General features: G+C 64.7%; 12 protein-coding genes. 6 read left to right on the top strand and 6 right to left on the bottom strand.

Annotated features, from left to right (window positions below; genetic code table 11):
• The first annotated feature begins 398 nt into the window (after positions 1-398).
• The 6 genes from treA (at position 399) to ACTHNZ_RS18710 (ending at position 5,782) form a co-directional block, all read left to right on the top strand.
• Positions 399-2,033 (top strand): alpha,alpha-trehalase TreA, encoded by a 1,635-nt coding sequence (gene treA, locus ACTHNZ_RS18685; RefSeq protein WP_440544043.1) that lies wholly within the window; start codon positions 399-401, stop codon positions 2,031-2,033.
• 233 nt (positions 2,034-2,266) lie between these two features.
• Positions 2,267-2,581 (top strand): BrnT family toxin, encoded by a 315-nt coding sequence (locus ACTHNZ_RS18690; RefSeq protein ID WP_440544044.1) that lies wholly within the window; start codon positions 2,267-2,269, stop codon positions 2,579-2,581.
• On the top strand, positions 2,544-2,822 hold the full coding sequence (locus ACTHNZ_RS18695; RefSeq protein WP_440544045.1) for a BrnA antitoxin family protein: 279 nt from the start codon (positions 2,544-2,546) through the stop codon (positions 2,820-2,822). The genes ACTHNZ_RS18690 and ACTHNZ_RS18695 overlap by 38 nt, the downstream gene beginning before the upstream one ends.
• Positions 2,823-3,148: 326 nt before the next feature.
• On the top strand, positions 3,149-4,549 hold the full coding sequence (locus ACTHNZ_RS18700; RefSeq protein WP_440544099.1) for a cytochrome ubiquinol oxidase subunit I: 1,401 nt from the start codon (positions 3,149-3,151) through the stop codon (positions 4,547-4,549).
• A gap of 89 nt (positions 4,550-4,638) precedes the next feature.
• Positions 4,639-5,640 (top strand): cytochrome d ubiquinol oxidase subunit II, encoded by a 1,002-nt coding sequence (gene cydB / locus ACTHNZ_RS18705; RefSeq protein WP_440544046.1) that lies wholly within the window; start codon positions 4,639-4,641, stop codon positions 5,638-5,640.
• Positions 5,618-5,782 (top strand): hypothetical protein, encoded by a 165-nt coding sequence (locus ACTHNZ_RS18710; RefSeq protein WP_440544047.1) that lies wholly within the window; start codon positions 5,618-5,620, stop codon positions 5,780-5,782. The genes cydB and ACTHNZ_RS18710 overlap by 23 nt, the downstream gene beginning before the upstream one ends.
• Before the next feature lie 33 nt (positions 5,783-5,815).
• Here the strand turns inward: ACTHNZ_RS18710 and ACTHNZ_RS18715 are convergent, their stop codons facing one another.
• From ACTHNZ_RS18715 to bcsE, 6 genes are read right to left on the bottom strand one after another with little or no spacing between them, the layout of a single operon-like run.
• Entirely contained in the window at positions 5,816-6,067 is a 252-nt protein-coding gene (locus ACTHNZ_RS18715; protein WP_440544048.1) for a hypothetical protein, read from the bottom strand.
• Positions 6,064-7,617 carry a cellulose biosynthesis protein BcsG gene (gene bcsG / locus ACTHNZ_RS18720; RefSeq protein WP_440544049.1) on the bottom strand — a complete coding sequence of 518 codons (1,554 nt, stop codon included), beginning with the start codon at positions 7,615-7,617 and terminating at the stop codon, positions 6,064-6,066. The genes ACTHNZ_RS18715 and bcsG overlap by 4 nt, the downstream gene beginning before the upstream one ends.
• A gap of 4 nt (positions 7,618-7,621) precedes the next feature.
• Positions 7,622-10,171 carry a UDP-forming cellulose synthase catalytic subunit gene (gene bcsA / locus ACTHNZ_RS18725; protein WP_440544050.1) on the bottom strand — a complete coding sequence of 850 codons (2,550 nt, stop codon included), beginning with the start codon at positions 10,169-10,171 and terminating at the stop codon, positions 7,622-7,624.
• A complete protein-coding gene (bcsQ, locus tag ACTHNZ_RS18730; RefSeq protein WP_440544052.1) occupies positions 10,168-10,947 on the bottom strand; it encodes a cellulose biosynthesis protein BcsQ in 780 nt (259 codons plus the stop codon). The genes bcsA and bcsQ overlap by 4 nt, the downstream gene beginning before the upstream one ends.
• Positions 10,944-11,177 carry a hypothetical protein gene (locus ACTHNZ_RS18735; RefSeq protein WP_440544053.1) on the bottom strand — a complete coding sequence of 78 codons (234 nt, stop codon included), beginning with the start codon at positions 11,175-11,177 and terminating at the stop codon, positions 10,944-10,946. Before ACTHNZ_RS18735 ends, bcsQ begins: the two co-directional genes overlap by 4 nt.
• The gene (gene bcsE, locus ACTHNZ_RS18740) at positions 11,174-13,234 is read right to left on the bottom strand and encodes a cellulose biosynthesis protein BcsE (protein WP_440544054.1); all 2,061 of its coding nucleotides are present in this window, start codon (positions 13,232-13,234) and stop codon (positions 11,174-11,176) included. Before bcsE ends, ACTHNZ_RS18735 begins: the two co-directional genes overlap by 4 nt.
• Positions 13,235-13,237 lie beyond the last annotated feature (3 nt).

The raw sequence follows: 13,237 nt of genomic DNA on the forward strand, positions 1-13,237 counted from the left end.
AGCCGGCGGACGGCCTTCAGCAGGTCCCGAGCGGTGGCCAGGAGGCCGCGCCGTCCCCCAACGGCGCGGCGCGGGGTTGTGCGGGCCGGGCCCCCCGCGTTTCGTTTTCAACGGCGGTCCCCCATCGCGGTTTCGATCGCCGGATAATCCCGCTCTCGATCCCGCCCGATTCCGCTCGACTCGCGCATCGAAAACGCCATCTAAATAGACCGCACGGCCTGTTCATTTCGGCGGCCGAGATGGAAATCGCTTAGTCCTCGACGCGTGCGCGTTTTCCCTCGATTTATTTTCATTTCTCGCTGTGCAAAATCGCCGAACCGCCGCGAGGATATACCACTGCCTATCGATAATAAAAACGAGGGGACCAAGAACGAACCATCCCAATCCCAGGAGAATCCATGTTCGAATCGTCCCTCGAGCGCCGTCGGCGCGTCCCGAGCGCGCGCACGTCCCGCGTAGCTTCCCTCTTGCTCGTCGCGGGGCTCGCCGCTTTACCGCTCTCTTACGCCGCTGCCGCGTCGACGCTGCCGCCCCCGCCCTCGGAGCTTTATGGCGATTTGTTCGTCGCCGTCCAAATGCAGCAAATCTTCCCCGACCAAAAGACATTCGTCGATGCCGTGCCCATGAGCGACCCGGCATCGATCGTTCAGCAGTACGAACAATCGAAGAATCAGCCGAACTTCGATTTGAAGCAGTTCGTTCTCGCGCATTTCACGCTGCCGAGCGAGCCCGTCATCACCCCGCCGAGCGGTCAAACGCTGCGCGAGCACATCGACTGGCTTTGGCCCAAACTGACGAGAACGACCACCGCGTCCGACGTTCCACCGAACAGCTCGCTGATCCCGTTGCCCAAGCCGTATGTGGTGCCCGGCGGACGTTTCCGCGAAGGCTACTACTGGGATACGTACTTCACCATGCTGGGTCTGCAGGAGGCGCATCACGAAGATCTCGTCGACGACATGCTCGACGACTTCGCCTACGAGATCGACCAATTCGGTCACATTCCGAACGGCAACCGCACGTACTACCTGAGCCGCTCGCAGCCGCCGTTCTTCGGGCTCATGGTTCAGCTCGCCGCCAAGGTAGAGGGCGAACGTGCCTACCAGAAGTACCTGCCCGAACTGAAGAAGGAATACGCCTATTGGATGCAAGATGCCGGCACGACACCACGCGGCGACGCCGCGCGCAACGTCGTCGTGTTCAAGGACGGCACGGTGCTGAACCGCTATTGGGATGCGCGCGATACGCCGCGCGACGAGTCCTACTATGAAGACGTGACGACGGCCAAGCAAGCGTCCGGCCGTGAACCGACAGAAGTCTATCGGGATTTGCGGGCCGCCGCCGAATCGGGCTGGGACTTCAGTTCGCGCTGGCTCGGCGACGGCAGGACGCTTTCCACGATTCGCACGACCTCGATCGTTCCCGTCGACTTGAACAGCCTGCTGTTCTCGCTCGAGGTGACGATCGCAAAAGGCTGCGCGTACGCGCTCGATTTCCGATGCACGGCCGATTACGTAAAAAAAGCCGAGCGGCGCGCCGAAGGCATCAATCGATATCTTTGGAATCCGAAAGGCTATTACGGCGATTACGATTGGCGCCTCGGCAAGCTCACGAACAAAGTATCCGCCGCGGCCGTCTATCCGTTGTTCGTGCGGGCTGCTTGGCCGAAGCGCGCTGGCGAAACCCTTCATACCGTGCAAACTCAGTTGCTCAAGTCACGCGGCCTTGCGACGACGACCGTGCAAACAGGACAGCAATGGGATGCACCGAACGGATGGGCGCCATTGCATTGGCTGACGATCAAAGGCGCGCAGCACTATGAGGACCCCAAATTCGCCAAGGACGTCGGCACGCGCTTTCTTGCCGACGTGAAGCAAGTCTATGCCTCGGATCAAAAGCTCGTCGAGAAATATGTCGTCGAGGGCCCCAATGCCGGCGGCGGCGGCGGGGGTGAATATCCGTTGCAGGACGGCTTCGGCTGGACCAACGGCGTGACGCTCAAATTGCTCGATCTATACGCGCCGGGCGAATGACGAAGCTAGCGTAATGACGCGGGGCCGCGACGCGGCCTTACCGTAATTCCGACTGATTTTCAGCACGACAGCGACAACGGGAAAAAGCGGCGTCTATGCTCGGACGCCGTGGCTTCCCGTGCCCGACTCTCAGTTCCCTCTCTTTGCAAGTTCCCCCGCTATCACCTTGTAGCGGCCGATCACCCAGGCGCGGGTCACCCATTTTTGTTACTACAAATTAAGGGTTGCGCTCCATGTTTTTCGTAACTACAATAACATGTAAAACTACCTTCGATCCAGCCAAGAGCGAGGCCAACTGGCGAAAACACGGTGTCTCGCTGAGGCTTGCCGCATCGATCGACTGGCCGGAGGTTTGGTCCGCGCCGGACGACCGCCGCGACTATGGCGAGTTGCGCGAGATCGGCTATGCCCCGATCGATGGGTATCTGTACTGCGTCGTGTTCACGCAACGCGGCGGCACATTCCGAGTCATCAGCCTGCGCAGGGCGAATTCACGAGAGGTCAAACGCTATGTCGAGCAAACCGAAACTGCACCTACCGACGCCTGAAGAAGACGCAGCCATTCAACTCGGCATCGATGCCGACCCTGACACTTTCGTCCCATCGGACGAACAGTTCGCGCAGATGAAGCGGCGCGGTGGAAGGCCCAAGCTCGAGCGGCCGAAGGTGGCGCTGACCGTGCGCTACGACGCCGACATCATCGAGCGCTTCAGAACGACCGGCGAAGGCTGGCAAACTCGCATGAACAACGCGCTGCGCGAATGGCTCGATACGCACAGCCTCGCATAGCAATCGAGCGCGGGCCGACCACTCAGCGTCTGAACTCCGCAGCCGTAGCAGGAATTCAGTCAGCCGCCGACAGCGCACGCCGGCGCGATGTATTGCCGCAGAGTGCCCAATGCGGCGCATGCGGCTGATGCTGCGGCGCGTCGATTTTTCACTTTCCCGTCAGCGCGTTAAACGTGTCGATACGGTAAATTGCCGCACCTTCCTCCCATCCGCACGCTCTCGCGCGGTGCAGCATTTTTCCCCTCGTTGATCTACGCTTGCGACCGGCTGCACATGCAGTGCGCGTCGACAACGGCCGGCGCGCGTCGCTCGTCAACGGTATCGCCATGGAATCGTCATCGTTCAGCGCGCTCGACCTCGCGCGCATTCAATTCGCCTTCACCGTCTCGTTTCATATCGTCTTCCCGGCACTGAGCATCGGGCTCGCAAGCTTCATCGCCGTGCTCGAATGGCGGTGGCTCAAGACCGGCAAGGCGTACTACAAAGACTTGTGCCTGTTCTGGTCGAAGATCTTCGCCGTCGCCTTCGGCATGGGTGTCGTATCGGGCGTCGTCATGGCCTACGAATTCGGCACCAACTGGGGCGGTTTTTCGAAGTTCGCCGGGCCGATCACAGGTGCGCTGCTGACCTATGAAGTCATGACCGCCTTCTTTCTCGAAGCGGGCTTTCTCGGCATCATGCTCTTCGGCTGGACACGCGTCGGGCCTCGCGCGCACTTCGCCGCGACGCTCACGGTCGCCGCGGGCACACTGATGTCGGCGTTCTGGATTCTCGCCTCCAACAGCTGGATGCAGACACCGCAAGGCTTCACGATCGCCGACGGGCACGCCGTTCCCGTCGACTGGTTCCAAATCATCTTCAATCCCTCATTCCCCTACCGCCTCGTCCACATGACGCTGGCCGCGTTTCTCGTCGCCGCGCTCGTCGTTGCCGCAACCGGCGCGTGGCACTTGTTGAAGGGCCGGCGCGATCCCGCGGTCAAGAAAATGTTCTCGATGGCGCTGTGGCTGCTGCTCGCGCTGGCCCCGCTGCAAGCCTTCGTCGGCGACCAGCACGGCTTGAACACGCTGCGCTATCAGCCCGCCAAGATCGCCGCCATAGAAGGTCTGTGGGAGACCGAAACGAACGGCACGGCCCTCAACCTTTTCGGTTTGCCGGACATGCAGGCGGAAACGACGCGCTACGCGCTGTCCGTGCCTCATCTCGGCTCATTGCTGCTCACGCATTCGTGGGAGGGGCAGATTCGCGGCCTGAAGACGTTCCCGCGCGACGAGCGCCCGAATGCGCCCGTCGTGTTTTGGAGCTTTCGCGTCATGGTCGGGCTCGGCATGCTGATGATCGTGCTCGCCGTCGCCGCGCGGCTCCTCGCACGGCGAGGCCGGCTCTACGATGCTCGCTGGTTTCATCGCTTCGCACTCCTAATGGGTCCGAGCGGCTTCGTCACGCTGCTGGCCGGATGGGTCACCACCGAAGTCGGCCGCCAACCCTGGGTCGTCTACGGCGTCATGCGCACCTCGCAGGCCATCTCGCCTCTCTCGGCACAGCAGGTGGGCCTCTCGCTCATGACGTTCGTCGTCGTGTACTTCCTCGTGTTCGGCACCGGCATCTACTACATGCTCAAGCTCATGCACGCAGGCCCGCAAGCTGCGAAAGATCACGACAACGACGCCGACGATGCCTCCGAACCGCACCCGGGCGGCCGAGGCACGGCCGCGCTCCCGGCTTGATGCGAGCAAACCTGATCGCAGCTGCTTGCTCGCCGCATCGAATCGTTGCCGTGCAACACATCTATCACTGACGCAATTCGAGGATCACCATGGATGTCACCGTCGTCTGGGCCGCGATCATCGCGCTCGGCCTACTGCTCTACGTCGTGCTCGACGGCTTCGATCTCGGCATCGGAATCGTCTTCCCGCTCTTTCCCGACGCGCGCGAACGCGATCTCATGATGAACACCGTCGCCCCGGTGTGGGACGGCAACGAAACGTGGCTCGTGCTCGGCGGCGCCGCGTTGTTCGGCGCGTTTCCGCTCGTCTACGCCACCGTGCTGTCGGCGCTGTATCTGCCGCTCGTCGCGATGCTGACCTGCCTGATCCTGCGCGGCGTTTCGTTCGAGATTCGCGGCAAAGCCTCGCGCACGAAGCACTTGTGGGACCTCGCGTTCATCGGCGGCTCCGCCGGCGCTGCGTTCTTTCAAGGCATTTCGCTCGGCGCATTCGTCCAAGGCATTCCGCTCGAAAACGGCGAGTTCGCCGGCAACGCGTTCGGCTGGCTCACTCCGTTCACACTGCTGACCGGGCTCGGCGTCGTCGCCACCTACGCGCTGCTCGGCTGCTGCTGGCTCGTCGCGAAGACCGAGGGCGACCTTCAACGCCGCCTGCATCGGCTCGTCTGGCCGTTCACGCTCGTGCTCGTGGCGTTCATCGCCGCCGTCAGCATTTGGACGCCGTTGCAAGAACCTGAAGTGGCCGCGCGCTGGTTCAGCAGCGAGTGGTTTCACCGCATGCTCCCCGCGCCGTTTCTCGTCGCGATCTGTGCATACCTGATGCGGGGCGCCGCACGCGATCGTCACCACACGCGTCCGTTCGTGCTGGCGACGAGCTTCGTCGTGCTCGGCTACGCGGGGCTGCTCGCGACGCTATGGCCGTACGCGATCCCCTCGTCCGTCACGCTCTGGCAGGCTGCGGCGCCCGAGCGCAGCCTCAGGTTCACGCTGACGGGTGCCGTCATTATCTTGCCGATCATCCTCGCTTACACGATGCTCGGTTACTGGGTTTTTCGCGGGAAGGTGCGCCATGGCGAGCATCACTATCACTAGGACCAAGTCTCAGCGCCGCCGCACATTGCCGCGCTGGGCATGGTTCATCGCGCTCTGGTGCGCGGGGGTGGCCGGCGCCGTGCTGGCCGGCGAGGCGTTCAAGCTGTTGATGAACGCTACGCTGTTCGCCGTTTCTCGGTGAGAGGCCGACACTCCTCGGTCGCGGCGAATCTCGTCAGCGCGACGATCCCGGGGGCAACGGCCTCTCGCTCGCACCGTTCTCCTCGTCGCGCGGTTCGGGCGCATCGGCGTCGCCGACGAGCCCCATCAACCGCGCCAGCACCGGCCATTTGACGAGCGCCTCCTCGTAGGCGAGGCGCGCCTGCTCGTCGAAATACCTGCGCGGATCGACCTCGGGAACCTCGCGTGCGAGACCGCCGATGTCATTGATGGGCCACCCACGGCCCTGGGATTCGTCGATCTTCATTTCTGGTCCACCCATACGCCGTCGGGCGTCTTCACCGCATAGCCGGTGGGCGTCTTCATCGTCACGGTGCCCTCGTTTTCGCCGACCATCTGAGTTTGCGGCAATGCGGATGCGTACTGCGACAACGCGACGCCGGGCTTGAACGGGCTGTTCGATACGAGGTTCGAGAGCAGTTGCGCGAGTGCCAAGAAGCTCGTGGGCGTATCGATGACCGTGGTCGGCCCGTGCGCGCCGGGCAGCCCGACGATCCGCACGCCAACGGGCCCGTGGATGATGCGCGGCGTCGGAATTTCGCGCAATCCGGCAACCTGGTTCGCGTCGCCGCGCAACGCCGCGCCGTGCTCGGGCACGAACACGATGATGGCCCGCCGGCCTGATTTCGCGATCAGATCGGCCAGTTGATCGACCTCGTTCATCAACGTATTGACGCGGTAGGGATACGACTCGATGCTCGACAACTGCTCCTTGCCGATGACCTTGTCGCCGTCGTGCAGCGTGATCGTGTTGTAGTAGAGCGCGACCGGCCCCGGCGTTTGCGCGCGCTTGGCGTACCAATTGGCCCACGTCGAATAGTCGTCGTGGATGATCGATCCGTCGAACGCGTGCATCGTCACCTTCGCATCGGCATTCGACTCGATCGTCACGCCCGGCACGTCCGCGTTGGTCTTAACGAGGTCCATGAAGTTGTCGAAATGCCCGTCGTGATTCATCAAGATCTGCGGCGTGAAGCCGGCGCGGGCCAGATCGTTCAGCAAATAGCATTGCTGCGGCGCCTGCTTGTACAGATCCGCATGCGCCTCCTGTCCGCAGCTCGCGCGCAGCACGCGAATCGCCGCCGGGCCGCTGTAGCTCGCCGCCGTGCTGAAGTTCGTCAGCAAGTAGTCGAAGTGGCTCAGCATCGGATTGTCGCGGGCCTTGGCGACGTCGAGGTCGTCCCACGACAGCGAGCAGATATGCAGGATGATCAGGTCGAACTGCTCATTGGGATTGCTGCTGAGCTTACCGAACGTGACTTGACGCTGCGACTCCGCGGTGCGGAATGCGGCGAGCGCGGCGTTGTGATCGAGCGGCTGCTCGACGACGGCCGTGTTGGCGCCATTGCTCGCAGGGCGGCTCTGCGCGGACGTGATGGCGAGGCTCACGGTATGCCATATCGGCAATGCGACGAGCGCCACGGCGACGAACGTGGTGACGCGCAGCCAGCGATTGACGATCCAGTGCCCGACGATCACGGCAATGACGGCGATGATCAGCATCGGCGGCAAGAAGCGTCCCGCGAGTTCGAGCCAGTAGCCCGCCGTGAACGATTCGAGGCCCTTCGCCTCCTCGATCACGCGCGAGAACGGAGGCACGATCGCTTCGTAGTACAGCAGCGGTATGCCGATGCACAGGCCGACGACGAACCGGACGAAGCGCAGGCTGCGCTGCCGGATCGGGCTCGTCAATGCGAGCGCGGCGATGAACGCGATGTTCGCGAGCCATACCGGATTGAGGTGCCCTGTCTCGAACAGGTACAGCTTGAGGATGAAATAGAGATTCCAAAACGTCATGAAATTATTTCCAATACCGAGCCCGATCGAGCGCGAGCAGCGAGCGAACCGAGCGCATCGCGCCTTGCGCCAACCTCGCGTACCCTTCCACACCCATCAACATCACTTCCTTGAACCCGGCCAGCGGCATATCGTCGACCGGGCGCTCTTCACCGCTCAGCCAGGCATCGGCGCGGCCGAACGTGCACTGCACGAACTGGCGCTCCTGCTCGAGCGAGAGCGCCTCGAATTGCAAACCCAAATGGCGGCCGGCGAGACGCGTCACACGCGCCGGAAAATGGAAGATGCGATCGCCGCGGCCGAGCGTGACATGCAGGGCCTGGCCGCGATCGAGCGTAAGATCGTCGACCGGCAACTCGAGCCCTAGCCCACCCGTCGAATAGTCGCTCGTCGTGCAGGCAAGCGTGGTGCCGTCCGCGAACAACAGCGTCGCCGGCACGCGCATCGCAATGCGATGCGTGACGCGCACTTGCTTCGCCTCGCTGGCCACGCTCACCGCCGCGCCGAGCAGCGCGAGATTGTAGAGCGTCCAAACCATGTTCATGATGATCGTCGGCCCTTCGCCGTTCGCATTGAACGCGAGCCGATACGCACCCGAGGCGAACGCCACGACGTTCAAGCCGAGCAGCACCAGATAGGGCTTCGAGACGGCCCAGTCGAAGTAGCCTTGGTCGACGCGCCCGCCCTTCTCGGTGACGTTGAATTTGCCGTGCTTCGGACTGAAGAACGCGAACGTCGTCGGCAATGCGATGTACCAGGCCAGCACCGATTCGTAGACCTCCGCCCAGAACGAATGCCGGTATCGGCCTTGGATGCGCGAATTCGCGATGTTCGAGAGGAAGATGTACGGCAGCACGTAGCTCGCAATCGTCGTCGCCGCGGCGTTGATGAAATACAGTTGGAAGAACAAGTACGCCATCGGCATGACGAGGAAGACCAAGCGCGGCACGCCGTAGAAGAAGTGCATCATCGCGTTGCCGTAGCACAGCCGCTGGAACAAGCCTAAGCCGCGCCCGAGGAACGGATTGTCGATGCGGAAGATCTGCGCCATGCCGCGCGCCCAGCGCGTGCGCTGCTTGATGTGCCCCGCCAAACTCTCGGTCGCGAGGCCGGCCGCCTGGACCGTGGGCAGGTATGCCGTGGTATAGCCTTGGCGGTGCAGCCGCAAGGCGGTATGGGCGTCTTCCGTGACCGTCTCGACGGCCACGCCGCCCACCGCTTCGAGCGGCTCACGCTTGATGATCGCGCACGAACCGCAGAAGAACGAGGCATTCCAGAGGTCGTTGCCCGCCTGCACGAGGCCGTAGAACAGCTTGCCCTCGTTCGGCACGCGATTGAACGTGCCCAGATTGCGCTCGAACGGATCGGGCGAAAAGAAGTGATGAGGCGTTTGCACCATCGCGCATTTAGAGTCGCGCAAAAACGTGCCCATCGTCATCTGCAGAAACGAGCGCGTGGGCACGTGGTCGCAATCGAAGATCGCGATGTATTCGCCGTGCGTGCGCGTCAGCGCCGCGTTGATGTTGCCCGCCTTTGCGTTGCGGTTGTCGGTGCGCGTCAGATACTCGATGCCCGCCTCGCGCGCAAACGCCTCGAACTCAGGGCGGCGTCCATCGTCGAGCAAATACACGCGCAGCTTCGACGAAGGCCAGTCGATCCCCTGGGCCGCGAAGACGGCCGGGCGCACGACCGAGAGCGGCTCGTTGTACGTCGGGATATAGACGTCGACCGTCGGCCAGGTGGACGGATCGCTCGGCAGCCGGGCGATCGTTCGATTGAGCGGCCATGCCGTTTGGATCAGCCCGAACGTCATGACGAACCACGTGTACATTTCGGCCGAGAACAACGCATAGCCGACGACGGCCTCCATCGGTGTGCGGAATGCCAGCGTTTCCGTCACGCGCCAGAGGATGTAGCGCCCCATCGCGAGCAGCGAGAGCGACGCGAGAATCAGCACGGGCACTCGGCCGGGGAAGCGGCGCACGACAAGGGCGAGCACGATCGTGAGCGCGAAGAACTGCGCTTGCCCGCCTGCCTGCAGCGGCGAGGCGCCCACGCCGGCCCACAGCAGTGCGCCGAAGAGCGCCAGCAGCGGCACGAGCCAGCGCACGTGACCGATGCGCTCCGTGCCGTGTTCGAGCGCATCGCCCCACCGTTGCCAGGGCAGCAGGGCGACAAGCGCCTCGAAGCGCCGCCACGCGCCGCGCACGAGGAGCGCGGCCGGCAGCACCCAGCGCTCGACGCGATCGAACACTTCGCGCGCGCGCGACTCGCCCTGCCGAGCCAGCGGCCTCGGCGGCCGCACGAAGGCGCGCCAGAGCCAAGAGCCGATGCTGCGCGCATCGAGCACGCCCCATTGCGCCGCGAGCCACAGGAACGCCGAACGCGCCCAGCGCCGCGGCAGATCGGGCTCGCCGGGCCGCGGCGGCATGAACAAGAGCCGGACGAACCAGTCGAGCGACGTGCGCCGCTCAGGCAGGCCGAGGCCCCGCGCGATCCAATCGATCAGCCGCGCGCGAGCGTCGTGCGATGTGCCGTCGGCGCGCCTCGTCATCGCGTACGCTCCGAATCGCCGGCGATGTTTCCGTCGAGCCATGCGTCGAGCCAGTTCGCGAGGCCGTGCAAATCGTGCGATGCCTGCGAGTGAGGGGCATCATCGAAAATCCATCCTCCGCGCGCCAGCGATTCGGGCACGGCCGCATCGAAGTGCACGCGATGCGCGAGTTCGAGCGCATCGCCGACGGCCGCCCGCAGGAGCGCAAGCGTGTCGCGTTGCATTTCGCGCGCGGGATTGAGCCGATTGACGACCACTTTGACCGTAGCGGCCGTATTGCGCAGGCTTGGAAAGCAGCGCGCCAGCGTCGCGCACGCAGCCGGCTCCGGTGGCGTCGCGCACAGCACGAGATCGGCCGCCCGCAAAGCGTGGACCGCCTGCTGCGACGGGAACCGCGCGGTATCGAGCAAGACGACGCCGCGCGGCGGCAGGTCGATTCGAGCAAGCGCCTGCGCACACCAGCGTGGCTCGGCCGCGAGCCTCGCCTCGTAAGCGGTCCGTTCGGCGAGCGTGGTTTCGCCGTGCGGCGCGAAGAGCACGCCGTCGGCGTTGCGCCAGGTGTTGCCTTGCCAAGGCTCGACCTGCCCCGCCATTGCGTGGCCGAAGCCGACGCGAGCAAACGTGTCCAAGCCCAAATGCGCACCAAGCATGTTTTGCGGATCGAGATCCACGGCCGCCACCGGGCGGCCCCGGCGCGCGAGCAGGACGGACAACGCAGCCGCGAGCGTGGTTCGGCCGGCGCCGCCTGCCGTCGATACGAGCGCCACGGTCTTCATCGCGCGCCTCCTTGTTCGTTGCGCCCACCTTCGTCCGCAACGCCTTCGAGGTCGGGCATCAAACGGCCCTTGAGCGCGACGGGCTCGATCACGCACGGGACGGCATCGTCGGGATTGAAACGGCGCGCGGCCTGCAACCCGCGGCTCGCGCCGAAACGCTGCGAGACGATCCATACCGGAATGGCGATCACGATGCCGGCTGCAAAACAGAGAATCACGAACGGAATCATGGGGTACCCTCTTCGCCGCGCACGGGCATCGGCCACGGTTCGGCATGGCGCCGGTAGGCGGGGAGGCGCGCCACCGGACGATTCGCCGACGGATCGCCGGCAACGGCCTGCGAGGGCTTCGCTGCGGAGCCGTCCGCCGCGTGGCGCGGTACCGTCCCGTCTCCATCGATGCTTTCGAGCACGGTTTCCACGGCTTTGAGCTGCGATGCCGCATCGCCGAGCGACGACGGCGTGCCGAACGCCTGAGCCTTCCCTGTTGCACGCTGCGGCTCGCGTGCGGGCATCACGCGAAACAGGTCGCTGTAATCGGCGATCGGCACGCGGCGATTCGCTTCGGCCAGGGCCTTCACTTCGCGCTCGATGCTCGCTTCGGCGAGATAGACGACGCGATCGGACAGATGTTCGACGGGCACGGTGAAAATATGCTTGAGCGCAATGTCGGCATCGGGCAATCGGCACGCGAACAAGAACAAGTAAAGATGCGCGGCGTCTGCCGTCGCGACGTCTCCGGCACGACGCGGCGCGCAGTGTTGCAGCGCCTGCGTATGAGCGACATCGGGCAGCAGCGTGATCTTCGCCAGCACATGCGGCAAATCGAGTACGGTGCCGCGTGCGAGCACGGCTTCGACGCGTTCGCAAAACGCCGCGACGGGCAGGTAGCCGCGTACGTCGTCGGTCAGCGCGGCTGCCAACGCCGTTTGATAATCGGCCGCCACGGGCCGCGTATCGAGCTGGCCCTTCAGCGAGCGCAGCAGCGACTGCAAACGAGAGAACGGCAACTCGCGCCCGACGATGAGATTGGCGCCGAGGCTCAGCAGCAGCAGTTCGTATTGATGACGCAGCGCCTCGCGGCGCTCGACGACAACGATCTTCAAGGCGCGGCCGCACTCGCGCCGCAGCGTATGCACCGCGGCGCAGAGCGGCTCGAGCGTCGAGCCGTCGCGGTAATCGAGCAAGACGGTGGCCGCCTGGGCGCCGATGCAAGCCGTCACGGCCGCCTGCTGATCGTCGACGATCTCCCACTCCGGCGGCACCCAGCTTTCGTTGCCGACGATCGCGCGTGTGGCAACCACGCGTGCTTCATCCCGCGCGAGGCGCAGCGCCGCTTGCGCTTGGCCGTCCGCCAACTCGGGGGCGACGCTCAGGCGTCCGTCCTCGGTGAAGCGCAGCGCTCGCGTCTCGCCCGTTGCCAATGCGCGTCCGGAGCGCCAGAAGTCGACATGCCAAAGCAGCTCGCCGTGCGTGCGCCCCATTCGGGCAACGCCCGCGCACGCACCATGAAACTCGAGGTAGCCGGCCCGTTGCGCGAGCTCGTCGGTCATCAAGCCTTCGGCATTCGCCGCGTCCGGATCGCCCGCCACGCCGCCGATCTTCGACGGATCGAGCAGCAGTACGAGCGCGATCCGCCGCGCCGCACACCAGTTGGCCAATAAGCGGCCTTCGCGCGCCAACGCGTCGGCGTCGCCCCAGGTCAGCCAGCGCTCGGCTCCCTCGACGAAATACAACGCGTTTGCATGAAAACCGAATCGTTTCAGCGAGCGCAGGCCACCGAACAACCGCGCGAATGCGACGCGCGCACCGTGCTCCGGTGCCCTCGCAGGTAGGGTTGCGTCGGCCTCATCGACGTCGTCGCCCTGCACCGGTTCGGGCATCGCGAGCACGTTCAGGTTGCGCGGCCACCCGCGCGCGGGGCTGCCGGGGCCGAACCCGAGCTCGCGCATGCGCAGCGCCGCTTGCGCACGCGTGCGCGACAGCACGATCGTCACATGGCGCGTGTGGGCCGCCCTCGCCGTGCCCCAGATCAACGCGTCGCAGGCGGTCGTGCGCGGCTTTGCATAGATCGCGTAGAAGTTGCCCGGCGCCAGTTGGGCGACCTCGTCGGGCAGCTCATCGATTGCGAGCCGGCTTCCGGCCGATGCGCTCGGCGCAAGCGCATCGCGCAACAAGACGCCGAAGCGTTTCGCTCGCACGCTCGCGGCGCGCACGCCGGCCCCGGCAGTCCTGGCGGGCCCGCGCGTCTCGTCACGCTCGTAGGCGGGTTGCTTGGGTTCGTCCATAAG

Origin of the sequence: Trinickia sp., assembly GCF_051953955.1 — a bacterium.
GTDB lineage: Bacteria > Pseudomonadota > Gammaproteobacteria > Burkholderiales > Burkholderiaceae > Trinickia.